The 23,049-nt window shown below is 59.1% G+C and carries 28 protein-coding genes and 1 tRNA gene; 14 read left to right on the top strand and 15 right to left on the bottom strand.

What is annotated here, in order from left to right:
• Positions 1 to 3 precede the first annotated feature (3 nt).
• Positions 4 to 336: a ribosome silencing factor gene (rsfS, locus tag B2344_RS06425; RefSeq protein ID WP_231884219.1), complete on the bottom strand. Its 333-nt coding sequence runs from the start codon at positions 334 to 336 to the stop codon at positions 4 to 6.
• A 261-nt stretch (positions 337 to 597) separates the two neighbouring features.
• On the opposite strand from rsfS, the gene B2344_RS06420 reads away from it, so the two are divergent.
• From B2344_RS06420 to B2344_RS06405, 4 genes are all read left to right on the top strand, one after another.
• Positions 598 to 1,284 carry a BON domain-containing protein gene (locus tag B2344_RS06420; RefSeq protein WP_051608048.1) on the top strand — a complete coding sequence of 229 codons (687 nt, stop codon included), beginning with the start codon at positions 598 to 600 and terminating at the stop codon, positions 1,282 to 1,284.
• Between the two features lie 45 nt (positions 1,285 to 1,329).
• Positions 1,330 to 2,280 carry a glutathione synthase gene (gshB, locus tag B2344_RS06415; RefSeq protein ID WP_067327318.1) on the top strand — a complete coding sequence of 317 codons (951 nt, stop codon included), beginning with the start codon at positions 1,330 to 1,332 and terminating at the stop codon, positions 2,278 to 2,280.
• 28 nt (positions 2,281 to 2,308) lie between these two features.
• Positions 2,309 to 2,668, top strand: coding sequence for a hypothetical protein (locus B2344_RS06410; protein ID WP_156486770.1), 360 nt, complete (start codon positions 2,309 to 2,311; stop codon positions 2,666 to 2,668).
• 152 nt (positions 2,669 to 2,820) lie between these two features.
• A complete protein-coding gene (locus tag B2344_RS06405; protein WP_067327316.1) occupies positions 2,821 to 3,264 on the top strand; it encodes a helix-turn-helix domain-containing protein in 444 nt (147 codons plus the stop codon).
• On the opposite strand, the gene mutM is transcribed toward B2344_RS06405, so the two are convergent.
• Positions 3,261 to 4,106 (bottom strand): bifunctional DNA-formamidopyrimidine glycosylase/DNA-(apurinic or apyrimidinic site) lyase, encoded by an 846-nt coding sequence (gene mutM, locus B2344_RS06400; RefSeq protein ID WP_067327313.1) that lies wholly within the window; start codon positions 4,104 to 4,106, stop codon positions 3,261 to 3,263. The genes B2344_RS06405 and mutM overlap by 4 nt on opposite strands.
• Positions 4,107 to 4,154: 48 nt before the next feature.
• Here mutM and B2344_RS06395 point away from each other — a divergent pair, with 48 nt between their 5' ends.
• A complete protein-coding gene (locus B2344_RS06395) occupies positions 4,155 to 4,943 on the top strand; it encodes a class I SAM-dependent methyltransferase (protein WP_067327364.1) in 789 nt (262 codons plus the stop codon).
• A 6-nt stretch (positions 4,944 to 4,949) separates the two neighbouring features.
• Here B2344_RS06395 and B2344_RS06390 read toward each other — a convergent pair whose 3' ends face one another.
• On the bottom strand, positions 4,950 to 5,129 hold the full coding sequence (locus B2344_RS06390) for a hypothetical protein (protein ID WP_206991923.1): 180 nt from the start codon (positions 5,127 to 5,129) through the stop codon (positions 4,950 to 4,952).
• Positions 5,130 to 5,210: 81 nt separating this feature from the next.
• On the opposite strand from B2344_RS06390, the gene ubiB reads away from it, so the two are divergent.
• A complete protein-coding gene (gene ubiB, locus B2344_RS06385) occupies positions 5,211 to 6,725 on the top strand; it encodes a 2-polyprenylphenol 6-hydroxylase (RefSeq protein WP_290480405.1) in 1,515 nt (504 codons plus the stop codon).
• Between the two features lie 127 nt (positions 6,726 to 6,852).
• A complete protein-coding gene (gene coaBC, locus B2344_RS06380) occupies positions 6,853 to 8,085 on the top strand; it encodes a bifunctional phosphopantothenoylcysteine decarboxylase/phosphopantothenate--cysteine ligase CoaBC (protein WP_206991921.1) in 1,233 nt (410 codons plus the stop codon).
• A 3-nt stretch (positions 8,086 to 8,088) separates the two neighbouring features.
• On the opposite strand, the gene B2344_RS06375 is transcribed toward coaBC, so the two are convergent.
• From B2344_RS06375 to B2344_RS06335, 9 genes are all read right to left on the bottom strand, one after another.
• Entirely contained in the window at positions 8,089 to 9,342 is a 1,254-nt protein-coding gene (locus B2344_RS06375; RefSeq protein WP_290484865.1) for a bifunctional folylpolyglutamate synthase/dihydrofolate synthase, read from the bottom strand.
• Positions 9,339 to 10,322 (bottom strand): acetyl-CoA carboxylase carboxyltransferase subunit beta, encoded by a 984-nt coding sequence (locus B2344_RS06370; protein ID WP_034817593.1) that lies wholly within the window; start codon positions 10,320 to 10,322, stop codon positions 9,339 to 9,341. Before B2344_RS06370 ends, B2344_RS06375 begins: the two co-directional genes overlap by 4 nt.
• 29 nt (positions 10,323 to 10,351) lie before the next feature.
• Entirely contained in the window at positions 10,352 to 11,179 is an 828-nt protein-coding gene (gene trpA, locus B2344_RS06365) for a tryptophan synthase subunit alpha (RefSeq protein WP_206991918.1), read from the bottom strand.
• Positions 11,179 to 11,499: a divalent-cation tolerance protein CutA gene (cutA, locus tag B2344_RS06360; protein ID WP_290484864.1), complete on the bottom strand. Its 321-nt coding sequence runs from the start codon at positions 11,497 to 11,499 to the stop codon at positions 11,179 to 11,181. Before cutA ends, trpA begins: the two co-directional genes overlap by 1 nt.
• Before the next feature lie 47 nt (positions 11,500 to 11,546).
• Entirely contained in the window at positions 11,547 to 11,951 is a 405-nt protein-coding gene (locus B2344_RS06355) for a VOC family protein (protein WP_034817580.1), read from the bottom strand.
• Between the two features lie 11 nt (positions 11,952 to 11,962).
• Complete coding sequence (gene trpB / locus B2344_RS06350; protein WP_290480402.1) at positions 11,963 to 13,174, bottom strand: tryptophan synthase subunit beta; 1,212 nt, start codon at positions 13,172 to 13,174, stop codon at positions 11,963 to 11,965.
• Between the two features lie 88 nt (positions 13,175 to 13,262).
• Positions 13,263 to 13,646 carry a nuclear transport factor 2 family protein gene (locus tag B2344_RS06345; RefSeq protein WP_206991915.1) on the bottom strand — a complete coding sequence of 128 codons (384 nt, stop codon included), beginning with the start codon at positions 13,644 to 13,646 and terminating at the stop codon, positions 13,263 to 13,265.
• 65 nt (positions 13,647 to 13,711) lie between these two features.
• Positions 13,712 to 14,341 carry a phosphoribosylanthranilate isomerase gene (locus B2344_RS06340; protein WP_290480401.1) on the bottom strand — a complete coding sequence of 210 codons (630 nt, stop codon included), beginning with the start codon at positions 14,339 to 14,341 and terminating at the stop codon, positions 13,712 to 13,714.
• A gap of 38 nt (positions 14,342 to 14,379) precedes the next feature.
• Entirely contained in the window at positions 14,380 to 14,898 is a 519-nt protein-coding gene (locus B2344_RS06335; RefSeq protein WP_290483296.1) for a hypothetical protein, read from the bottom strand.
• A 271-nt stretch (positions 14,899 to 15,169) separates the two neighbouring features.
• Here B2344_RS06335 and B2344_RS06330 point away from each other — a divergent pair, with 271 nt between their 5' ends.
• A complete protein-coding gene (locus B2344_RS06330; protein WP_290484863.1) occupies positions 15,170 to 15,649 on the top strand; it encodes an SH3 domain-containing protein in 480 nt (159 codons plus the stop codon).
• A 57-nt stretch (positions 15,650 to 15,706) separates the two neighbouring features.
• Here B2344_RS06330 and B2344_RS16000 read toward each other — a convergent pair whose 3' ends face one another.
• Both B2344_RS16000 and B2344_RS06325 read right to left on the bottom strand, forming a co-directional pair.
• Positions 15,707 to 15,922 carry a DUF6968 family protein gene (locus B2344_RS16000; RefSeq protein WP_414651602.1) on the bottom strand — a complete coding sequence of 72 codons (216 nt, stop codon included), beginning with the start codon at positions 15,920 to 15,922 and terminating at the stop codon, positions 15,707 to 15,709.
• Between the two features lie 171 nt (positions 15,923 to 16,093).
• A tRNA-Ser gene (locus B2344_RS06325) sits at positions 16,094 to 16,183 on the bottom strand.
• A 107-nt stretch (positions 16,184 to 16,290) separates the two neighbouring features.
• Here B2344_RS06325 and msrA point away from each other — a divergent pair.
• Positions 16,291 to 16,947: a peptide-methionine (S)-S-oxide reductase MsrA gene (msrA, locus tag B2344_RS06320; protein ID WP_206991910.1), complete on the top strand. Its 657-nt coding sequence runs from the start codon at positions 16,291 to 16,293 to the stop codon at positions 16,945 to 16,947.
• A gap of 15 nt (positions 16,948 to 16,962) precedes the next feature.
• On the opposite strand, the gene B2344_RS06315 is transcribed toward msrA, so the two are convergent.
• Positions 16,963 to 18,030 carry a hypothetical protein gene (locus B2344_RS06315; protein WP_290483295.1) on the bottom strand — a complete coding sequence of 356 codons (1,068 nt, stop codon included), beginning with the start codon at positions 18,028 to 18,030 and terminating at the stop codon, positions 16,963 to 16,965.
• A 126-nt stretch (positions 18,031 to 18,156) separates the two neighbouring features.
• Here B2344_RS06315 and gluQRS point away from each other — a divergent pair, with 126 nt between their 5' ends.
• The 5 genes from gluQRS to B2344_RS06290 form a co-directional block, all read left to right on the top strand.
• On the top strand, positions 18,157 to 19,008 hold the full coding sequence (gene gluQRS / locus B2344_RS06310; RefSeq protein WP_290484862.1) for a tRNA glutamyl-Q(34) synthetase GluQRS: 852 nt from the start codon (positions 18,157 to 18,159) through the stop codon (positions 19,006 to 19,008).
• A complete protein-coding gene (locus B2344_RS06305) occupies positions 19,008 to 19,910 on the top strand; it encodes a DMT family transporter (RefSeq protein WP_290480397.1) in 903 nt (300 codons plus the stop codon). Before gluQRS ends, B2344_RS06305 begins: the two co-directional genes overlap by 1 nt.
• Before the next feature lie 65 nt (positions 19,911 to 19,975).
• Positions 19,976 to 21,547, top strand: coding sequence for an alkaline phosphatase (locus B2344_RS06300; RefSeq protein WP_290483293.1), 1,572 nt, complete (start codon positions 19,976 to 19,978; stop codon positions 21,545 to 21,547).
• A 114-nt stretch (positions 21,548 to 21,661) separates the two neighbouring features.
• Positions 21,662 to 22,762, top strand: coding sequence for a Zn-dependent alcohol dehydrogenase (locus tag B2344_RS06295; RefSeq protein ID WP_290484861.1), 1,101 nt, complete (start codon positions 21,662 to 21,664; stop codon positions 22,760 to 22,762).
• Between the two features lie 72 nt (positions 22,763 to 22,834).
• A partial coding sequence (locus B2344_RS06290; RefSeq protein WP_290484860.1) for a hypothetical protein occupies positions 22,835 to 23,049 on the top strand: 215 nt, incomplete at its 3' end.

The following is a 23,049-nucleotide window of genomic DNA, read 5'->3' as shown; positions in this document are numbered from 1 at the left end:
CCGCTAATTGGCTGGCGCACGATGGGCATTGTCAGATGCCCAGATCTTTTCGAGATTATAGAATTCCCGGACTTCCGGGCGGAACAGGTGGACGATGACATCCCCGGTATCGATCAGCACCCAATCTGCATTCGGCATACCTTCGACACTGGCCGGGCGACCGGTCAGTTTCTTTACGTCTTGTGCAAGATGGTCTGCGAGAGCCGCAACATGCCGGCCGGAACGACCGGATGCGATGATCATGAAATCTGCGAGCGAAGATCTTCCATCAAGGTCAATGAAGAGAATGTCTTCAGCCTTGTCATCCTCAAGGGCCTTGGCGAGGGCTTCGGCCACATTACGGATTTCTTCGAGCGTGGCCTGCTGGGCGGGCTGGAGCCGCGGGGCGCTGGGGGTCAGGGGTCCGGTTCCTTCTTGTTACGTCCTCTTCAGATAATAGCATCTACGGGGCCGAACAACCAGCCATTAAAGGTCTGTCGCCGTCATATCGAGTCTGAATTCGCACCAAATTGCACCTTATGCGCAGTTTGCCAGATTTTCGCCGCATGTTCAGGGCATATTCCGACGTCATTCTTGTTGCTGATGGAGTAGAGTTTCATGCGCATGCAATTTGCTGCTGCCGCCGTTTTGTTTGCTTTGCCGCTCGGGGGTTGCGCCGTTGCAGCGCTTGGCACCGCCGGGGCCGTTGGCGTTGCCGCCGCCCAGGAGAAATCGCTCGGTGAAGCTGTGGACGATGCCACCGCGTCGAATGAGATCAAGAGTAAACTCCTGTCTGAAAGCGCAAACAAGTTTGGAGAGGTCGATGTGGAGGTCACCGGGGGACTCGTCCTGCTCTCCGGCCGCGTAAACACTCCGGAAGAGCGTGTGAAAGCCGAAGGTATCGCCTGGACCTCTCACCTCACGCGCGATGTCGCCAATGAAATTCGTATCCAGCCTCCGGGCGGTTTCCTCGCAAATGTCTCCGATGAAGTCATCACGGGTCGGGTCCGCGCACGCCTGGTTGGGTCCAGCACGGTCAAAAGCCTCAACTTCAACATCGAAACCTATAATGGCGTTGTCTACCTTATGGGCATCGCGCGGTCGGCCGAGGAGTTGAAGCGCGCAGCCGAGGAGGCCAGTGTGGTGGGCGGCGTGAAACAGGTGGTTTCCTATGTCCGCATTCGTGACAATACCCGCACCCAACAAGCCGCGCCAACGACGCAGGGCACGCCCCCTTATCAAACAGCACCCGATGCCTCATATGACTATCAGGCCGACGGGGAACTGATCGGCGCCAATTACTAGCCGGGTCAGGTCGCGCGGGCGGCGGCCCATGAAGGGAGCCGCCTCATGAGCCTTCGCGTTGCGATCCAGATGGATCCGCTCGAATCCGTCAATATCGACGGAGACACCACTTTTGCCCTGGCCGAAGTCGCACAAGCGCGCGGCATGGAGCTTTTCGTCTACGGTCCCGATGACATGAGCATCGAGCAAGGCCGCGTAACGGCCTTGGTTCGACCCGCGCGCGTTCAACGTGTGAAGGACGCACCCGGCCTGTTTGATGCGCCCGTTCGGCTGGATCTTGCAAAAGACGTTGACGTCATCTTGATGCGTCAGGACCCACCCTTTGACATGAGCTATATCACGGCCTGCCATCTGCTTGAGGAAATCGCAGATGAAACCCTCGTCGTGAACGACCCGGCTGGCGTCCGATCCAGTCCAGAAAAGATTTTCCCGCTAATGTATCCAGACCTGATGCCGCCAACCCTTATGTCGCGCGACTTGTCTGTCATCGAAGCCTTCCGCGCAGAGCACAAGGACATCATCATCAAGCCGCTCTATGGGCATGGCGGCGCAGGCGTGTTTCGCCTGAAGCAGGACGATTCCAATTTCGACTCGTTGACTGAGCTCTTCTTCAGTCGCTCGCGTGAACCGGTCATGGTTCAGGCATTTCTGCCGGCCGTCAGTGAGGGCGACAAGCGCATCATCTTGATCGATGGCAAAGCCGCCGGCGCGCTCAACCGGCGCCCCAAGGAAGGTCAGGTCCGATCGAACCTCGTTGTCGGCGGTACGGCCGAGGAGACAGATATGAGCGACGCGGATATGCGGATTTGCGAAGCCATCGGGCCGGAATTGAAACGTCGCGGACTCGTCCTGACGGGCATCGACGTGATTGGCGGGCGTCTTACCGAGGTGAATGTCACCTCCCCCACCGGTGTTCAGGCCATCAAGAAACTCAGCGGCATTGATATCGCTGCCGATTTCTGGAACGTTGTGCAAGACAAGCTTGCGAGCCGCTGAAGCTCCCGGCAAGAATGGGGACATGATCATGAAACTGACAACGTCTATCGCCATCGTGTCTTTCTGTCTGGCAGGGACGGCCTGTTCTGAAAATTCCAGCAGTGAAGACGCAGCTGTCGTCGCTACCGAGACCGCCCAGGTCGAGGACGAATATACGGGCTCCCTCAATCTGAACCTGCCAAGTTCATCAGCGGCTCAGGACACTGGCAGCGGTACGCTGAATTTGCGAATTGGGCAGTCGGACGAAGATGATGGTCTGCTGATCGGGTCCGGCGGTTTTGGCGGAGGCCAGTTCGAGGATGCTCCTTCGCTTGGCCTGTCCCTTCCCGACGATACTGCAGAGCCGGCATCGTCAGAAGACGACGTCATTCGGCTTGATCCGAAATAGTCGTCGGCCCAATTGATCATCCTGCATGAGGATGTTGGCTCTGGCCGCCTCGAAAGATAAAGCACAACTCGACACACAATCGCAAGTTGCGTGCGGGCATTCTTTGGGCTTGAAAACCACTCAGGATTGAATATTGTCAGCCCCTGATTTCAATGGGTGCGCGGCGCATTGCGTCAGACACCCGGCCTCAGGGACCCAGGATGCCGCATGCCCCATCTCCCCAGGACGTAAGAAAACCCACAGATGCAGACCGCTTTATCGGTCGGCAAGTCCGACAGGCGCGTCGTGAAGTGGGAATGACGCAAGAGGCGTTGTCCGAAAAGTTGGGCCTTACTTTTCAGCAGGTTCAGAAGTATGAGGCCGGCCGCAGTCGTTTGTCAGCTGGCAGGTTGAGGGACGTGGCCATCGCCCTCGGTAAGCCGATCAACTATTTCTACGAGCCATTTCCTGCGGCACCCGAGGTCCGCGACCTTGAGCATGCAAAGATAGGTTTGCTGAAGCGGGAGGCGAAAAAACTCGTCGACTCCCTTGTACGGGCAGATGATCTGGAAACAGCCATTCAGATTCTGGCCGCGCTGGGGCCATCTCGTCCCTAGCGTTGGCAGGCACTACAGAAGAAACTCGACCTACCTGATTGGACGATGCGTTGGATCGGCTTGGTGCAGTTGCGGCAAGAGTCCCCTTCCCGGTCATAGACGGCGAAAGTGTGCTGGAAATAGCCAAGCTCCCCACTCGCGCTGGCGAAATCTGAGATGGATGAGCCGCCTGCCGCTATAGCTTCGGCTATAACGTCATTGATCGCTGGCACGAGGCGTGCGGCGCGCTGGCCCGGCACGGTCGCTGCACTCCGGCGCGGGGATACACCCGCACGCCACAACGCTTCGCACACATAGATATTACCGAGCCCGGCAATCACCGACTGGTCGAGCAGCGCCGATTTGATCGGCGTCTTGCGCCCCCGCAGAACTGTATTCAGATACGCCTCGGAAAACCCATTGGAAAGTGGCTCCGGCCCCATCGCCATTAACCTTGGATACGCCTGAAACTGCTGCGCGGGCCAGAGTTCCATGAAACCAAATCGACGCGGATCATTATAGGTTACGCGCGCGCCGCTTTCGAGCTGGAAGACAACATGGTCATGGCGTGGGTCTGTGCCGGTCTCGTGATGGAACGCACCGAGTTTGTCGTCCGCCACCGTGAACCGTCCAGTCATGCCGAGATGCATGACGAGGACCTCATCCGTCGACAGGGCAAGCGTCAGGAACTTCGCCTTGCGGCCCAGATGGGTGATACGCGCACCGCTGAGGCGTTCGGCGAACCGGTCGGGGAAGGGAAACCGTAGATCAGCCCGGTTGTGGACAAGACGCTCAATACGCTGGCCCTCCATGACTGGCGCAAGTCCGCGGCGAACTGTCTCGACTTCGGGTAATTCAGGCATGGCTATGGCATATAGCCTAGGGTGATCGAGGCAACTATGGTGGCGCGCATGTCTGCAGATAGAGATACGGAACGCAAGGTGTCGTTCGGCTTCGAAGAGGTCACCGAGACGGAGAAGGTCGCCCGCGTGAAAGGCGTCTTCCGCTCTGTCGCGTCCCGCTACGACCTGATGAACGATCTCATGTCCGCAGGCGTCCACCGCCTCTGGAAGCATGATGCGATGAATCAGGTGAACCCACAGCCCGGCGAGCGCCATCTGGATGTTGCTGGCGGCACCGGCGAATTGGCACGCGCCTTCCTCACCTTGGCTGACAAGGCGGGCAAGCGCAGGAGCATCGACACGCCCGCCACCGCAATCGTGTCCGACATCAATGATGCCATGCTGGACGCAGGCAAAGCCCGTGCGGACAATGCTAAATGGGAAGGTCGGCTAGACTGGATTTGCGCCGACGGCCAGAAATTGCCCTATCCCGACCGAGTATTCGATGCCGTCACCGTGTCGTTCGGAATTCGCAATTTTGCGGATCGTCTGGAAGGATTACGGGAGTTCCGCCGCGTGTTGAAACCGGGCGGCAGATTGGCCGTTCTGGAGTTCAGTCATATGACGGTCCCTGCCCTGCAGGCCGCATACGACACATACAGTTTCAATGTGATCCCGCGCCTCGGCAGCCTGATTGCGGGAGATGCCGATAGTTATCAGTATCTTGTTGAATCAATACGGAAATTTCCCACACAGGACGCCTTCCGCAAAGAAATCGAAGATTCAGGCTTTTCTCGTGTGAGTGTCACGAATTATTCGGGAGGCATCGCCGCCCTGCACTTCGGCTGGGCGGTCTGATGCGGGTCAGCTTGGGCTCGAATCCGGCGTCAGACTGGAGCGCTGTGCAGGGTCCAGCAACAGCTGGTCTGGGGCTTGGCTCGGCTCGGCATAATAGATCGCCGCAGCAATCATTGCAGCCACAAGCAGTCCACTCGTCACAAAGTATAGAGTTCCTTTGTTTTTTGGTGCTTTTTTAGTGGCCATGACAGCCTCCTCTGTAAACATATCTTCCCTCATCAAACGCCGTCCGGGCCTGCCGGTTCCCGTTGGCGCGCGGAGCATGGCATGGGACTGATTGGAGATTATCGCCGCCTGATGCGCGCTGGCATAGCACTCGCGCGACACGATGTGATCCTGCCGGGCGCTTACCAGACCCGCCTGCCTCTGCCTGCCCGCATCGCCGGGCGGGTGCTACGTGTCTTTGGTGGCGGCGCGCGGGGACGCCCCGGCGAGCGCCTCGCCCGCGCGTTGGAAAAGCTGGGACCGGCCTATATCAAGCTTGGGCAGTTTCTGGCCACGCGCCCGGATGTGTTCGGCGCTGAAGTCACCCAGGATCTGGGCCGTCTGAAGGACAAGCTGCCGCCCTTTTCGATGAAAGCGGCGCGCGCCGCCCTTGCGGAAGAGTTTGGTGAGGCTGACGCCGCGCGCCTGTTTGCCGAATTGTCAGACCCGGTTGCGGCCGCGTCCATCGCGCAGGTCCACAAGATGTCCCTGCCGGAAGGCGAACGCGCCGTGAAAATCCTGCGGCCGGGAATTGAGCACAAATTGATGGTGGAGCTTTCTGCCATGAAACGCGCTGCGCGCACCATCGAAGGCATCTCAGCCGAGAGCCAGCGTCTGAAACCTGTGGCTTTCACTGAAACCATTGCGAATGCCATGATGCGCGAAACCGACCTGCGCCTCGAAGCAGGCGGCGCAGACGAAATGCACGAAATCAGCCAGAAATCCGGCCATTTCGTCATTCCCTCCGTCGATTGGGACCGCACCGGTCGCCGGGTTCTTACCATCGACTGGATCGACGGAGTTTCTCTCACCGATCCAAAAGCGCTGGACCGTCCCGGCATCGACCGCAAGAAATTGGCGAACGACATCACGCAGGGCTTCCTGACCCATGCGATCGAATACGGCGTGTTCCATGCGGACATGCATGAAGGCAATCTCATCATCACGCCGGAAGGCAAGGTGGCCCTGGTGGATTTCGGAATCATTGGCCGGATCGGCCTGGTCGAGCGCCGCTTCCTCGCCGAAATCCTTTGGGGCTTCCTGAAGCGCGATTACCGCCGTGTTGCCGAAGTCCATTTCGAGGCCGGTTATGTACCGGCCAACCAGTCCATCGGGGAGTTCGCACAAGCTCTCCGTTCCATCGGCGAACCCGTACATGGCAAACCGGCCGAAGAAGTCTCGATGGGTCGCGTCCTGCTTCAATTGTTCGACTATACGCACACATTCGGAATGTCCCTGCGTCCGGAACTTGTCCTGCTCCAGAAGACCATGGTCCAAGTGGAAGGCGTCGCCCGCGCGATCGACCCGTCGCACAATATATGGTTTGCGTCCGAACCCGTGGTCGGCACGTGGATCCGGCGCAGCTTTGGTCCAGAGGGCGCCGCAAAACTTGTCGCAGGCAATGTGAAAGAGATCACCAACCGGTTGAAGCGTCTGCCAGAAGTCATGGACAGATTTGAGGCCTCACTACTCGAACCGGTTTCGCCCCCGCCGCTTCCACGCCGGTTTGCGCCTTGGTGGGGCTGGTTTGGCTTCATCGCGGTCTTGGTTGCGCTGGGCATCTGGGCAGCGAAATAGCGAGTTTCGGGCATTTCCCTGCTGAAACCCGCGAAAACCTTAACCGAGCCGCCAAGTTCACAGGGATTTCATGGGGTAACGGCAAGAAATTTGCGATAAGACACGCGTAACAAACAGAGCCCGGCCCATGACGCAAAAACGCATCCTTTTGATCATTTCCGGCGGTATTGCCGCCTATAAGAGCCTGGAACTGATCCGGGAGTTGCGCCGGCGCGACATTGCCTGTCGGTGCATCGTGACGAAGGGCGGCCAGGAATTCGTCACCCCTCTCTCGGTCTCCGCCCTGTCCGGCGACAAGGTCTATACCGAGCTGTTCAACCTCAGTGACGAAGCGGAAATGGGCCATATTGAGCTTTCCCGCTCGGCCGATCTCGTCGTTGTCTGCCCGGCTACCGCAGACCTGATGGCCAAGGCCGCAGGTGGCCTCGCCAATGATCTTGCCTCCACCACACTTCTGGCGACTGACAAACCTGTCCTGGTCGTGCCCGCCATGAATGTGCGCATGTGGCAGCACCCAGCCACGGTGCGGAATGTCGAAACGCTCCGCGCGGATGGCGTGACGGTGATGGAGCCGGACGAAGGCGCGATGGCCTGCGGTGAATTCGGTCCTGGCCGCCTTCCGGAACTTCCGGTCATCGCCGAAGAAATCGAACGCATGCTGGCAGGAGACGCCACCGGCGCACTGGCGGGAACCCACGCGCTTGTCACAGCAGGCCCGACACGCGAACCGCTGGATCCTGTTCGGTTCTTGTCCAACCATTCTTCCGGCAAGCAAGGCTATGCGATTGCCGAAGCGCTCGCGCGTCTGGGTGCGCAGGTCACTTTGGTCTCCGGTCCGGTCGCCCTGCCCGCACCACGGGGAGTGAATTTCGTACCGGTCGAGACTGCCCGCCAGATGTTGAAGGCCTGCGAGGACGCTCTGCCTGCTGATGTATTCGTTTCTGTGGCCGCGGTTGCTGACTGGCGCCCGGCACGGGCCGCAACCAAGAAGCTGAAGATCAAGGGCGCAGGCAGCGAACATCCGTCCATGGAACTGACCGAAAACCCGGATATCCTCAAGACGCTGGCCAACAAACGCAAGAACCGACCCGCCCTGGTGATCGGCTTCGCCGCAGAGACGCATGATGTCGAGGAACACGCTGAAGCGAAGCTCGCCCGCAAGAATTGTGACTGGATCGTCGCCAATGATGTCTCCGGGGATGTGATGGGCGGCTCGGAAAACGAGATTGCCCTGATCACCCGGAACGGATCCGAACGCTGGCCCCGCATGGGCAAGACCGAAGTGGCGCGCCGACTGGCGCACAAGGTCGCTGAAACGCTGAATGATGAAGGCGACGGGCTGAAACTCGCCGCAGAATAGGGATTAGGCGGGCGGCTCACCATTCTGCGCGAGCACCTCCCCTGCCAGATACAGAGATCCGCAAATCAGGATCCGGTCGACGCCGGTTGTCGCCGCAGCCTTGAGCGCCGCTTCGAGACTGTCGTACGCGGCAGCTTTCAGCCCCGCATTGGTGGCCGCTTCCGCCAAGGCCTGAGGCTCGGCGCCCTGATGACCCGGCGCATTCGGCAAGGTGAAGACCTCAGGTCGCACCTGCCGGAACGGCATGAAATAGCCGGTCGCATCCTTGGAGGCGAGCATGGCTGCGACCAGTGCGGTACGCCCGGGCATGTTGTTCAGCTGTCTCGCAATGGCGCGGGCCGCATGCGGATTGTGTCCGCCATCCAGCCAGATTTCCTGATCGGGAGCGAGCGCCGTAAGCGGCCCGTCTTTCAGGCGCTGCATACGCGCAGGCCACACCACGTTGCGGGCGCCTTCGAAGATCGCATTCTGGTCGATGATTGTGGAATTCCCGAACAGCTGCACGGCCATGGCGGCCAGAGCCGCATTGGCCCGCTGGTGTTCGCCCAACAGGCCAAGGTCTTCCGGCATTGCATCAATGAAGTGCACTTTCAGGCGATAGAGCGGCGCGCCAACATCTTCGGCCCGTTTTACGATGACATTGTCACAGATCTTGCGCTGGATCGCGGTCAGCGCCGGGCGACCGGACTTAATGATTCCCGCTTTCTCACCCGCAATCTTGCGAATATCCGAGCCGAGAAAGGCCTTGTGATCAAAGTCGATCGGCGTAATGACGCTCAGCGCGGGCTGGTCGATCACATTGGTCGCATCATAGCTGCCACCAAGTCCGACTTCGAGAATCAGTACATCAGCCGGCACTTCCGAGAAGGCGAGCAGGGCCGTGGCCGTCGTCGCTTCGAATTGTGTGATCTCCTGCCCCTTGATCGCGTCATGGGTTCGCTCCAGCCAGTCGATCAGGCGCGCATCATCCACGATCTCACCGGCGAGCCGGATACGCTCGTTGAAACGCACGAGGTGCGGACTGGTAAAGACATGAACGCTAAGGCCCGCTGCTTCCATCATGGCCCGCATGAAGGCGCAGGTGGACCCTTTGCCGTTGGTTCCGGCCACATGTATCACGGGCGGCAGCCTGTCTTGCGGCCGCCCAAGCAACTCAAGCGCATTCAAGACGCGCCCGAGCGATAGTTCAATCGTGTCTGGATATAGCCCTTCGAACCGCCCCAGCGCCTCGGCCAGGGCCGAACTGTCACCGATCAAGCAGAGCTGCCCTTACTCTTGTTTGGGGTCTTGGCGGCATGCGTTTTGGGTGGCGTCAGAGAAACCGGCAGGCGATCTTCAGCGCGCCGCACATTTGGCATCAGCATCGACAGGACATTTGAGATCGTGTCCTTCAGCTTGCGCCGGTCGCAGACAATGTCCACCTGACCCTTTTCGCGCAGGAATTCGGATCGCTGGAACCCTTTCGGCAGGCTTTCGCGAATGGTTTGTTCAATCACACGCGGGCCGGAAAAGGCGATCATTGCGCCAGGTTCGGCAATATGGATATCGCCAAGCATCGCATAAGATGCCGACACGCCGCCCGACGTCGGATCAGTCAGCAGCACAATATAAGGTAGTTTGGCTTCGGCCAGTTCATTGATCGCGAGCGTCGTGCGCGGCATCTGCATCAGGCTCAGCGTGCCCTCCTGCATGCGAGCGCCACCGGACGCCGTGCACACAACAAAGCCCGCCTTGCGGGCCAACGCCATCTGCGCAGCCGCTACAAAGCCTTCCCCTGCCGCCATGCCCAAGGATCCGCCCATAAAGGCAAAATCCTGAACCAATACGACCGTGGGCACGCCGCCGATCTTTCCATAGGCCGCCACCATACAGTCTTCCTGGATGATCGGTGCGCCACCATTTTCGGACTCTTTCTTGTCCCGGGCCGCAATCTTGGCCTTCGCAGCCTTCAGGCGCGACGGATAAGGCTTGTCATCCTTGAATTTCAGGGGGTCATGCGGAACCGATGGCAGGGCCAAAGGCTCCCAGCGCTCATCATCGAACAGGAGGCGCAGGCGGGTGCGCGGGCTGATCCGCAGATGCGCGCCAGCAGGTGTGACATGCCAGTTTTCTTCCAGATCGGTCTTGTAGACCAGTTCGCCGGACAGAGGACATTTCACCCACAAATCGTCGGGCGTGTCCTTCTTCGCGAGCATGGTCTTCAGGCCCGGCGGGGTGACCTTGGTAATCCAGTTCATGCCAGAACCTCCTCGGCGGCAATCAACACTTAAGGCTTGGTGATCGTTCTGATCGCCGAGCTCAACTCCTTCGCCAACGCGCCCATTCCCCGCGGTGCACTGGCAAAATCCCCCGATTCGTGGGCCTTTTCTGCATGCTCCACGAAAGCGGAGCCTACGACAACCCCATCGGCAATTTTAGCCATTTCTGCAGCTTGAGCGCCAGTTTTGACGCCAAAACCCACACAGACCGGCAATCCTGAAACACGTTTGGCCATTTCAATGTTGCCGGCAATCGCCTGCGGATCCGCGCTGCCAGCGCCTGTAACGCCTGTCACAGCGACGAAATAGAGGAATCCGCTGGCGCCTTCGGCAACTTTTTTCATGCGGTTTTCATGGGTGGTGGGTGTCGCAAGCCGAATCACGGAAAGATCGTATTGCGCATAGGCCTCGCGCAGTTCGCCATCTTCTTCCGGCGGCAAATCTACCAGGATCGTTCCGTCGACACCGGCCGCATGAGCCGCCTTGGCAAACTCAACATATCCCATGCGGAACACAGGATTGGCATATCCCATGATAATGACAGGCGTTGTCTGGTCCTCGGCGCGAAACCGGGCCGCCAGCGCCAGCGTGTCAGCGAGCTTTGTTTTATTGGCGAGCGCGCGCAAGCCCGCCTTCTGAATGGATGCCCCATCGGCCATCGGGTCGGTAAAGGGCGCGCCAAGCTCAATGATATCGGCGCCGTTGTCGCGCAGCGCGCACATGGCAGCATAGCTCGTCTCAAGGTCGGGGTCGCCGGCCATAAGGTAGGAAACCAGAACGGCGCGGGATTCGCCGCTTGCGCGGGCGAAGGTGTCTGTAATGCGGGAAGTTGGCATCAGGTGTCCGTATTCTCGTGAACCCATGCCTCATAAGGCGCATTCGCCTGAATGCAAGGCAATGCGACCATAGCGGGTACTTCATAGGGATGGTGCGTCAGGACGAGGGCTTCGATCCGATCCCAATTCGCTTTCGGCGCTTTCAGCCACAACACGAATTCGAAGGCCTGCTCCACCACACTCTTCCAGCGATAGGTGGACGAGACCGGCCCTTCGAGATTGGCGCAGGCAGCAAGGCGGTGCTCGATGGCCGCATCGCCAATTTCCTCGGCCACGCGGCGGGAGGGACAGGTGACTCGAATGAGAAGGAGATCAGTCAATTTACTCTCTCGACAAAAGATAAAGTGAAGGCGCAGGGGAACATTTTCTAGCCGCCTCGTCCATCAGGATCGTGGCAAACGATGCAAATCTTGTTTCCATCGAGATCTCGGAAATATGCCCCGTAATAATTCGCGTGATATTGCGGGCGCAGGCACGGGGTACCCTCATCCTGAGCGCCGCGAGAGATGGCAATTGCGTGCGCCTCATCTACGCTTGGCCGGTCGGGTGCGAGCAGGGCGAGCATCTGGCCATTGCCCGGCTCGTGTCGCTGGTCATTGAACGGCCGCACCAAAGCGACCAGCGGGCGGTCATCGCCCGGACGCCGCCACATGATAAACGGATCAGACCGCTCGAATGGTACACGCGGATTCCCAAGCGCCTGCATGATCGGCTCGTAAAAGGCAGCTGCATTTTCCAGATCATTCGTGCCCAAGGTCACATGCGAGATCATCGGCCTCTTCCCTACATATCGACGCCGAGGGCCTTGGCGACCGAGAAAACGTCCTTGTCGCCGCGACCACACATGTTCAGGATCATCAGCCCATCCTTGCCGAGTGCCTGAGCGACCTCACCTACGCGCGCGATGGCGTGTGAGGGCTCGAGCGCCGGAATAATACCCTCAAGCCGCGTGCACAGTTGGAAAGCTGCAAGCGCCTCCTTATCCGTGCACGACAAGTATTCAGCGCGACCGGAATCTCTCAGGAAAGCGTGCTCTGGCCCGATGCCCGGATAGTCCAGTCCCGCCGAGATCGAATGCGCATCGATGATCTGGCCGTCATCGGTTTGAAGGAGATAGGTCTTGTTCCCATGCAGGATGCCCGGCTTGCCGCCATTCAGCGCGGCAGCATGCTCTCCTGTCTCAATTCCGTGGCCAGCGGCCTCGACGCCGATCAGGCGAACGCCCTCATCTTCAAGGAAAGGGTGAAACAGGCCAATCGCGTTCGAACCACCGCCGATACAGGCCATGACCGCGTCGGGCAGGCGCCCTTCCCGCTCAAGCATCTGGGCGCGAGCCTCCTTGCCGATAATGCTCTGGAAGTCGCGGACAAGCTCCGGATACGGATGGGGCCCCGCAGCCGTGCCAATGCAGTAGAAGGTGTCTTCGACATTGGTGACCCAGTCACGCAGTGCTTCATTCATTGCGTCTTTCAGGGTGCCTGTGCCGGAAGAGACCGGGACGATCTCTGCGCCGAGCAGTTTCATGCGGAAAACGTTCGGCTTCTGGCGCTCGACATCCGTCTCGCCCATGAAGACAACGCAATCCAGTCCGAAGCGCGCGCAGATTGTCGCCGTGGCAACACCATGCTGACCGGCGCCCGTTTCGGCGATGATGCGGGTCTTGCCCATACGCCTGGCGAGCAGGACCTGGCCGAGGCAATTATTGATCTTGTGCGCGCCCGTATGGTTCAGCTCATCGCGCTTGAAATAGATTTTCGCGCCATCGAAATGCTCGGTCAGCCGCTCCGCAAAATATAGAGGCGATGGACGCCCGACATAATGGGCCCACAAATCGTCCATTTCCGCCTTGAAAGCTGGATCTTCCTTGGCCTTGCGGTATTCGGCCTCAAGTTCGAGGATCAATGGCATCAATGTCTCGGCGACATAGCGCCCACCAAAGTCTCCAAAGCGGCCATTCGCATCTGGCCATTGATCCCATGTGTTCCGCAAATCCATCGTCCTGCTTTCCTTGCACTACCGGCCCGTATCTAGACCGAAGGACGTGCCAAGGAAAGCGCGACGATGCGCTCGGCCCCGTGACGCGTCAGCCCATGGGGGAATAGAAAAATTCCTCTCGAACGATCTTCCCGTCCTTGACCGTATACACGCCAACCTCCTTGGCTTGCATCCGCTCGCCGGACTCCTTGTTGGTGACATCCATGTCGAAGACGAGAGAAAATTGGTCATCCCCAAACAGGAACGGCCCCTCGGCGCTGACCTGGTGCACATCGTGCGCACCATACCACCAGTCGTGCTTGCCCTTGATGGCGTCGAGCCCCTGAGCTTCGCGGCCCGCATCGCCCATTGCAAGCGCTTCGACCGACACACAATCTTGTGCGTAAAGTGTCTCCAGCGCTTCGGCCTCGCGGCCAGAATTGCAGCATTCCGCCAACTTGCCAGCGACACTCGTCAGTTCTTCTGGAAACATGACACGTCCTCCCATTGCCAATAGGAGCCATATTAGCACAGAACAAAAACGGAACAATCGGTTTGTTATGAATTTTTTGAGGCGTCGATGAATGTCTTTACCAGTACCCGGTCCTTCAGGCCGCGAACACGCTCTACGCCTGAAGAGACATCCACTGCTGGCGCACCGGTCAGACGCACGGCATCGGAGACATTGTCCGGTGTCAGCCCCCCAGCAAGAATCCAGGGTGCCGGTCTCTGCCAGCCTTTCAGCAAATTCCAGTCAAATGACAATCCGTGCCCGCCTGTCCGATCAGCGCCCTTAGGCGGTTTCGCGTCCACCAGAAGCCGATCGGCTGCCGTGTAGGCCTCAGCCCGCTTCAGATCGTCTGAATCGTCAATTCCCACGGCTTTCCAGATCTCCAGACGCGTCCGCGCCTTGACTTCGGCGACGCGCTCAGGGGATTCCGAACCGTGCAATTGCAATATCGGAAACCCCAGCGCCACGATCCGGTCGATCTGCGCGTCGTCCGGGTCAACCAGCAAGGCCACCGGCGTGGCGGACCCTACCTGCATCAAAAGGTTGGCCGCCGCTGCTTCCGTTACGTGCCGCGGGCTGGCCTCGGCAAACACGAACCCAATCCAGTCTGCCCCGGCTTGCGCGGTATAGCGCACGAGGTCGGGATCGGTCAGGCCGCAGATTTTTACGAGTGTCATGCCGCAGGCGTTACGCTAACGGCCTTGCGTCCGTCAATTCAGGGGCTGACGGGACGCGTATTTTCCTTGAGGACCGCCGCAAAGAAAATCTTGCCTGAATCTTTCGGACCAATCTCACGATTGAAGGTCCAGCGCATATGCGTGATCTCTTCCGGCATGGGCACGCTCACCGGCTGGATCTCATCGAGACCGGATTCCGCGATCAGTTTTTCACGCGGCACGTATGTCGCCCCACCGTCCATGGAGAAATCAACAGAGGCCTGATCATATTCGGCCATGGCAGAATCTTCGAGCAGGCTCACATCTGCCGGCACTGGCAAGGTCAGAACAGCGTCCCTTGCCGGGGTTTCGCCCGGGTTTGAATATGTCACGGAATAAAACAACTGCTCACCCGGCTTCACTTCCTCAGCAGGCAGCAGCTCCATTTCCAATCCGCCCTCTTCGTCTTCGATGACGATCACACGTTCAACCTGTTGCTCGACGATGAGTTCCTGGGCGAACGCCGGAAGTCCGATGAGGAGAGTTCCGGCAAGAGTGGCAGCTGCGCGTATCAGCATGGCGTTAATCCTTGGCAGGGACGGTTAAAGGTTCAGCGTCAAGAATTGCGACAATTAGTTAACATTCGCTCAAAATCCATAAAGCATTTGCAGAGTTTCCAGTCTGACATTGCCAGATCCTCAACACGCGCCTTAGTGTCGCCACAGAGGCGCCAATCCGGGGACACCGATGTTGCACACCGACACCATTTCCCGGGGAGCTGACAAACCCTCGGCACAGGGATCTCCTAATCATGGTGAACCACGCATTCTCAGGATCAGGACTCATCCCATGCTGAATAAAAAGTTGAAAACCCTCCTCGCTATCGGCCTCGTATCCAGCGCAGCCGCATTCGGGCCCATCGCCTCTGCCCAGGCCCCGCGCGAAAATCCGCAAAGCGCCGCCAGCCATCATGGCATCCGCTATGTGAAAGCGGAAGCTGTAAACGTGCGCGGCGGCCCTGGAGTCAGTAACCCTATCATCACTGTACTGAACCTTGGTGCGGAAGTGTCCATGTATGTCACCAAAGGTGACTGGGCGCGGATCTCTGGCCCGGGTCAGCCGGAGAATTGGATTTACGCGCCACTTCTGCAGGACAACAAACCCCAACCGGTGAAGGCGGCAAAAAAGCAAACAGCGGACCGGCCAACGCAGAAAGCATCCGCCAAGCCTGACAGTCACCAGACGCACGAGCCTGAAGCGTCCCCTTCAAAGAAGGTAGAACATCCGACGGCTCAGAAGGAAAAGCAGGACGCACGGCCTGCACGGTAGACTGCCGCAACTTCACCTCGGCGACGCGCGGGAACGACAGTTGGTGGATTCAGGGCCTTAAGGGAACATCTTGTTGATGAAACCTATAACCAATTCGACGGCTTGCAGTTCAGAGACTCCGAATAAGCTCGAATGGAATTCACTTTCCGATCCCTTGATTGAAAATTCACATTCCCACGCCGCCTTCTCTTCCGAAAAGGTAGGCGACCGTATGATAACGTTGGCACCGGCAGCAACCCCGATGTTCAGGTAATCTTTCCCGGCTGGCTCCAAGCTTAATTCTAACAATGTCGATGTCGCCTGAAAGCAACCGGATATCAAGACAATTCAAAAGGGATTACAATCTACTTATTGGATTCTTGTGCGCTCAGCATATCGCCGACGACAGTAGAGTCCTGAACGCCCTCAGCCTTGACGAACGCATCGTTTGGACCTGGGATCTGCTGGCGGTGAGACAGGGATTCGAACCCTGGAGACTATTGCTAGCCTACACACTTTCCAGGCGTGCGCCTTCGACCACTCGGCCACCTCACCGTACTCAGCAGAGGGGAGCCAATAACCGAAGGCCTGCAAGATCGCAAGACTGTGATTGCCGTTCCCGGCAGACAAACCCATATGAGACACAGAAAGGGAGACCCCTCATGTTGTTCTCGAAGAAAAAACTGACCATCCCGGATGCCGAGAGCGCCCTGCCCGGCCGCCCCGATCCGATCCCGACCGCCACCACGCATTATGTATTCGACCGTGACCTGCAGGGCCCCGTTCCGGCGGGATACGAAACGGCCGTATTCGCCCTCGGCTGCTTCTGGGGCGCTGAGCGTGTATTCTGGCAGCAGGATGGCGTTTGGCTGACCCGGGTAGGTTATGCTGGCGGATCGACCCCGAACCCGACCTATGAAGAAGTCTGCTCAGGCGGGACCGGGCACACGGAAATCGTTGAAGTGGTTTTCAACCCTGCCGAAGTGACCTTCGCCGCACTCGTGAAACTGTTCCTCGAAAGCCATGACCCAACCCAGGGAATGCGTCAGGGAAATGACATCGGCACGCAATACCGCTCGGCAATATACACGATATCCGAGGCACAAGCCGAAACTGCGCGTGAGATGATCGCAGTATATGAGAAGTCGCTTGCCCAGAGCGGTCATGCCAGCCAGATCACAACGGAGCTTGCGCCGCTGGACAAGGTTTATCTCGCCGAGGAATACCATCAGCAATACCTTGCAAAAAACCCGAACGGGTATTGCGGGATTGGAGGCACGGGCGTGTCCTGCCCAATCGGCCTGGGTGTGTCGACCTGATCGCGAAAGCTGGCGCTAGCCGCCGAAATTCACGGCAAACCTTTTGCGTGTCTCAAGCAGGTTCTGCGCCTTGTACATGGCGTCAGAAGCGGCTTGGGCGCGCTTTATGGTCGGGTCTGCCTGCAAGGCCTCAATCACTTTGGTGAGGTGACTGATCGCCTCCTCGACGGTCTTGCGATCGAACTGGTTTGTCGCGCGCGCCAGCAGGGCCCGGCCGAGATCCATGTGCGCCTGAACGGCCCGCGATGTGTCGCCATCACTCTTGATATCCTGGAGATGGATTCTCCGAAGCGTGATCACGTGGTCGAGCGCATCCATATCTCCAGACTGTTCGGCAACGTGCACCAGAGACGCGCAAAAATCGGCTTCGATACGGCTGCGCAGAGCGACCGGAAGCGTAGGCGAGTCCTCAAGGATTTCAGCCAGCGCATTAGACAGGATCTTTATCTTTTCGGGCCGGAAGGATTGCGGATTGGCCAGCGCAGGCTGCAATTCCCGCGCAAGGAAGTAAGCGGCCACGCGTGGCATCTGCCCCTCAAGGTCGATCATCTTTCCGGGCATTAGCAGCGTGAACAGCTTCGCTTCCGTGGCTGTCAGGCCACCACCGCGGCTTAGGCCGTGAATGACAAAGCCATCTTCGCGCCGACCCGTCCTGTCTGCCCAGACCAGCATGTCCGCATCTGCCACTTCCAGTCGCCGACGGGCACGCTGGACCGCGCGCGTTTCGATGCCGCCGTGAATAGTGCCCGTGCGGAACACTTTCAGGGGCGCACCGAAATTGAATTCGGAGAGGTGGGAATTGAGCGCCGAGAGCAGCCATTTCCATGCGCGACCCGAGCCTTTGCCAGCCGGGCGGGCGACAAGCACGCGGTATCCGGGCGACTTGTCATTGCGCGCAGCCCGGGCCCCGGACGCATTGCGCAAAGTCTTCAACAGCGAACCCAGCAGGCTGAACATCAGGACGACCAGTGCAACGAGCAGGACACACAGCATCACGAATCCAAACGTGGCGAGCTCTGTCGCATCCACCACATTTGTTTCGAACCAGCGCTCGGCTGTTGTGAACCAAGTATCCACAGGCATTCGAGATGACCTCCTGTATGTCTGTGCGATACGGTTCCTGCCCTGTGCTTGCAACAGCTAAACGCTGTTCAGCCTGTGCGGGGGATGGTTAGATTGCCTGAGAGACAAGCTGATTCAGGGGGTCGCATGGGTGCCGGGGAATTTGTCACGCGGTTCGCACCGTCCCCCACCGGGCATTTGCATCTCGGTCACGCGCTCTCGGCTTTCCATGTCTGGGACACTGCCCGCGCCCATGATGGAAAGGTGCTGTTGCGGATTGAAGACATTGACCAGACTCGATGCCGTCCAGAGTACGAAACCTCCATTCTCGCCGATCTTGAATGGCTCGGACTGGACTGGGATGGCCCCGTGCGACGCCAGTCCGACCACTTCGCGGAATATGAGTCCGCGCTCAACTCCCTGAAGGCGCGCGGGCTGGTTTATCGATGCTTCAAGACCCGTCGAGAGATCGCCGCCGCGCTGCCTGCCGGGGCCAGTCCCGATACGGCCGGCTTCACTGGCAAGTCGCTCCCTGCGGACAAGGAGCGGGAACTGCTGGACCGGGGACACGCCTATGCGTGGCGGCTATCCCTCTCGGCTGCCCGCGCCCAACTCGGCCCTGTATATGATGCGTTGAGCTATACGGTTTTCTCAAAGTGCGGCCAGCACAGGGTGAAAGCTGACCCCGCACCCTTTGGCGACGTGGTGCTGGCGCGCAAGGATACGCCAACAAGCTATCACCTCGCCTGCTGCTACGACGATGCCTTGCAGGGGATCACGCATGTCATACGCGGCGAAGACATCCGGGAGATGACATCGGTACATGTCCTGCTGCAGGCGCTGATGGACTGGCCACAGCCTCTTTATACGTTTCATCCGCTCGTTTTGGGGGCAGATGGCAAGAAATTGTCCAAGCGCGCGGGGGACCGGGGATTGCGCGCATGGCGTGAAGACGGCAAGACGCCTGAAGACATTCGCGCCATGACGGGCCTCATTTAATGACATCCACAGAAATGACAGCGCCGGCACGCCGGGAATGGCTCGGCGTGCTTATGTTGGTTGGCGGCGCGGTTGCGATCGGATTTGCGCCGATTGGCTTGCGCTTGGGTCTCGACGACCTCGGCCCGCAGGCCATTGCTTTCTGGCGCTACACATTTGCCCTGCCCGTGCTGACTGCGCTCGTCTTGCTGGTCGAGCGGCGCGCTCCGCGCAAACCGAACATATATGTCATCCTGGCCGGGATCTGTTTCGCTGTGGACATTGGCTTCTGGCACTGGTCCCTCACCCTGACCAGTGTGTCCAATGCCACCTTCATCGTGAATCTCGGAAACGTCTGCGTCGGCTTCCTCGCATGGCTGTTCCTGAAGGAGCGCCCCGCGCCGATGTGGTTCTTCGCCGTAATCCTGGCGATTGGCGGCGCATCGGCCCTGTCACTCGGCGGTACCGCCGAAGGGGGAGCCAGTTTTGTCGGGGATCGGATTGCGATCATCGCGGCGATCAGCGTATCGGGGTATTTCCTCTGCTCGAAGCTCGCCCGGCGAACACTGAACGGTCTGGAGACTTTGTTCTGGCTGACACTTGTGGAAGTGATTGTCGGAGCCATCATGGTCATGGCTTTCGGCGAAAACTTCCTGCCGGAGAAATTGTCGGGTTTCGCCGTGCCCCTGTTCCTCGGGATCGTGATCCACGTCGTCGGTCAGGGTTTGATCATCACCGGGCTTGGCAGCACGCCAACCTCCATCGCGGGTGTCATCATCCTGATCCAGCCCGTCATGGCTGCCGCGATTTCTTGGCATCTCTTTCAGGAACCTCTCACAACCTTGCAGGCAGGCGGCGGTATGCTCATTCTTGTCGCGGTCTGGCTGGCCCAGCGCGGCCACAAGGTGGATCCAATCGACTGAGTGCAGCAATAGTGTCACGAACTCAGTCTATGCCCGCCCCAGACCTGATATTCCGGAGACTAATCATGCGCCGCGCTGCTCTATCCCTTGCTTCACTCACCGTCCTTGCTGTCGCGGGCTGTTCAGCGCCGTCTGATACCGCCGTGGCACAAAGCGAAGCTTCATCGGCGCCGCTACGCGAAGGCACGACACCCATCCAGGCAAGTGATTCCTATTATCAATCTGCCGCTGAAGCCGTAGAAACACGCATTCAGGAGCGCGGCGTAAAATCGGCGAAGAACATCATCCTCTTCGTTGGCGATGGCATGAGCATTCCGACCATCACCGCCGCCCGCATCTATGCTGGCCAACAACGTGGACTCGACGGCGAGTCCTATACGCTGGCCATGGACACGCTGCCGTACATGGCCCTGTCCAAAACCTACAGTCACGACTATCAGGTTTCCGACTCCGCTTCGACGGCAACTGCGATGGTGACCGGTGCCAAGGTCAATTCACGAACGCTCGGCATCCTCAAGGAAGCCGGCTTCGGCAATTGCGCCAGCGTCGAAGGGCGCACGACAGAGTCAATTTTCGAACTGGCCGAACGGTCAGGCCTCGCAACGGGTCTCGTTTCCACCGCCCGCCTGACCCATGCAACGCCGGCGTCCACCTTCGCCAAGACCCCCAGCCGCGACTGGGAAGCTGACAGCGATCTGAAAGGCGGAGACGCAGGCGACTGCAAGGATATTGCCCGCCAATTCATCGAGTGGTCGGAAGGCGACGGATTTGAAGTGGCAATGGCCGGAGGCCGCGCGCCCTTCACAACGACCGAACAGTCAGATGCCGAGGACGCCAATCGCACCGGAAGCCGCACGGATGGTCGCGACCTGACCGCCGAATGGACCGCAAAGTCCGCCGACCATGTCTATGTCACCGACAAGGCTGGTTTCGAGACCATCGACTTCGCCTCGAATGCAAAAGTACTCGGCCTGTTTGAAGGCTCGCACATGAAATTCGCGCTCGATCGGGATGAAGACCCAGCTGGCGAACCTTCTCTGGTCGATCTGACAAAGGCGGCTATCACGCGCCTGTCCCAGGATGAGGACGGTTTTGTACTGATGGTCGAAGGCGGCCGAATTGACCATGGCCATCATGGCGTCAGTGCCGCCCGGGCCCTGTCGGAAACCGATGAACTGGACCAGGCCCTCGCCGCAGCACTGGAAATGACCGATGCGGACGAGACGCTGATCATCGTGACGGCGGACCATTCACACACGATGACGATTTCTGGCTATCCAAAGCGCGGCAATCCGATCCTCGGCAAAGTCGTCAGCGGGCTGGATAACGCGCCGATGAAGGCACAGGACGGCAAACCCTACACAACGCTCTCCTATGCCAGCGGCATGACCGCGTGTCATTTGGTCGACGGCGAACCGGATTGCACCCGAGAAGACCTCTCCGAGATCGACACGACCGAAAAGAACTTCCAGCAACCCTCCCTCGTCTTCATGCCGTCGGAAACGCATGGGGGTGATGATGTGGCCATCTTCGCAACCGGCCCTGGGTCGGAACTGGTCTCCGGTGTGATGGAGCAGAACGAGATCTTCCACGTCATGGGTCGCGCTTCCGGTCTTGTGGCCGCGCCCACCGAATAACCCCTGCCCCTGCGTAGGGCCTGTTCAGGCAGCGCATTCTGAGGGACACTTCCTCCCATATTCGGTCATCTGCGCCAGCAAGAGCGCGGAGACCGGGCCAAAGGAGGAAGACCCATGAAGGCTGCTGTCATGCGCGCGCCCAATGCGCCGCTATCCATCGAAGATGTCACGATTTCCAAGCCCGGACCGCGCGAAGTGCTGGTCCGGCTGAAGGCGGTCGGCGTCTGCCATTCGGACGTGCATTTCTGGGACGGGAACTTCCCCGCCGAATTGCCGGTCATCCTCGGGCATGAAAGCGCCGGCATCGTGGAAGAAGTCGGCTCCATGGTCTCAGCGGTCAAGCCGGGCGACCATGTAATCTCGATCCTGTCGCCCTTCTGCGGCACCTGCGAGTACTGCCTGACAGGCCACATGTCCGTCTGTCACACGGTGAACAAGGAGCAGTTCCAACGCCAGCCCACCGAAGCGCCTCGCCTGTCCATCAAAGGCGAGAAAGTCGGCCAGTTCCTGAACCTCTCTTCCTTCGCCGAACAGATCCTCGTCCATGAGAACGCGCTATGCGCAGTCGACAAGGATATGCCAATGGACAAGGCCTGCCTGATCGGGTGCGGCGTCATTACCGGTGTCGGGTCAGTCTTTCATTCCGCCAAGGTCGAGCCGGGTTCCACGGTTGCCGTCCTCGGCTGTGGCGGCGTCGGGCTTGCCGCGATCAATGGCGCAGCCATCGCAGGCGCCAGCCGTATCATCGCGGTAGACCTGTCAGACGAGAAACTCCAGATGGCTGTCCGTTTCGGCGCGACCGACACCGTCAATCCAGGCAAGGTCAATGCGATTGAGGCCGTCAAGGAACTCACCAAGGGCGGCGTCCACTACTCCTTCGAATGCGTCGGCCTGAAACAGACGGCTGAACAGGCCTACCACATGCTGCGGCCACGCGGCGTGGCAACCGTGATCGGCATGATTTCGCCCGGCGTTAACATCGAGATCCCCGGCATTGAATTGCTTGCGACAGAAAAACGCCTGCAGGGGGCGATCATGGGGTCTAACCGGTTCCGGGTGGATTTCCCGCGCCTGATCGAACTGTACAGACAGGGCAAGCTGCACCTTGATGATCTTGTCTCTGACCGGATCGGTCTTGAGGGGATCACCGGCGCCCTCCAGAACCTCAAGGACAACAAGGGCACGGTCGCGCGGCAGGTGGTCGTGTTCGACTAGGCTTCGGAACTGCCCGGCTCGCCCGGCATTGTTGTGATCACTGAGCATGATCACAACAGAAAGCGGGCCTTGATGTCGGAGAGTTTGGAATGGATCGCAATGGGCACCGGCATTGTCGCGGCCATCATGGTGTCGGCCGATCTTGGGCGACGCATTACCGGCTTCGCCTTTATCGTGTTTGCGGTCTCTTCCACATGCTGGGTCATGATCGGCCTCTCGGATGACGAGGCCCCGCTCATGTACCAGAACATTGTCCTGACCGTGATCAACTTCATCGGCATCTACCG

The organism is Hyphomonas sp. UBA3195 (assembly GCF_002366485.1).
Taxonomy (GTDB): domain Bacteria; phylum Pseudomonadota; class Alphaproteobacteria; order Caulobacterales; family Hyphomonadaceae; genus Hyphomonas.
The sequence above is the reverse complement of the archived record's forward strand: the minus strand, read 5'-3'. Positions and strand labels throughout refer to the sequence as shown.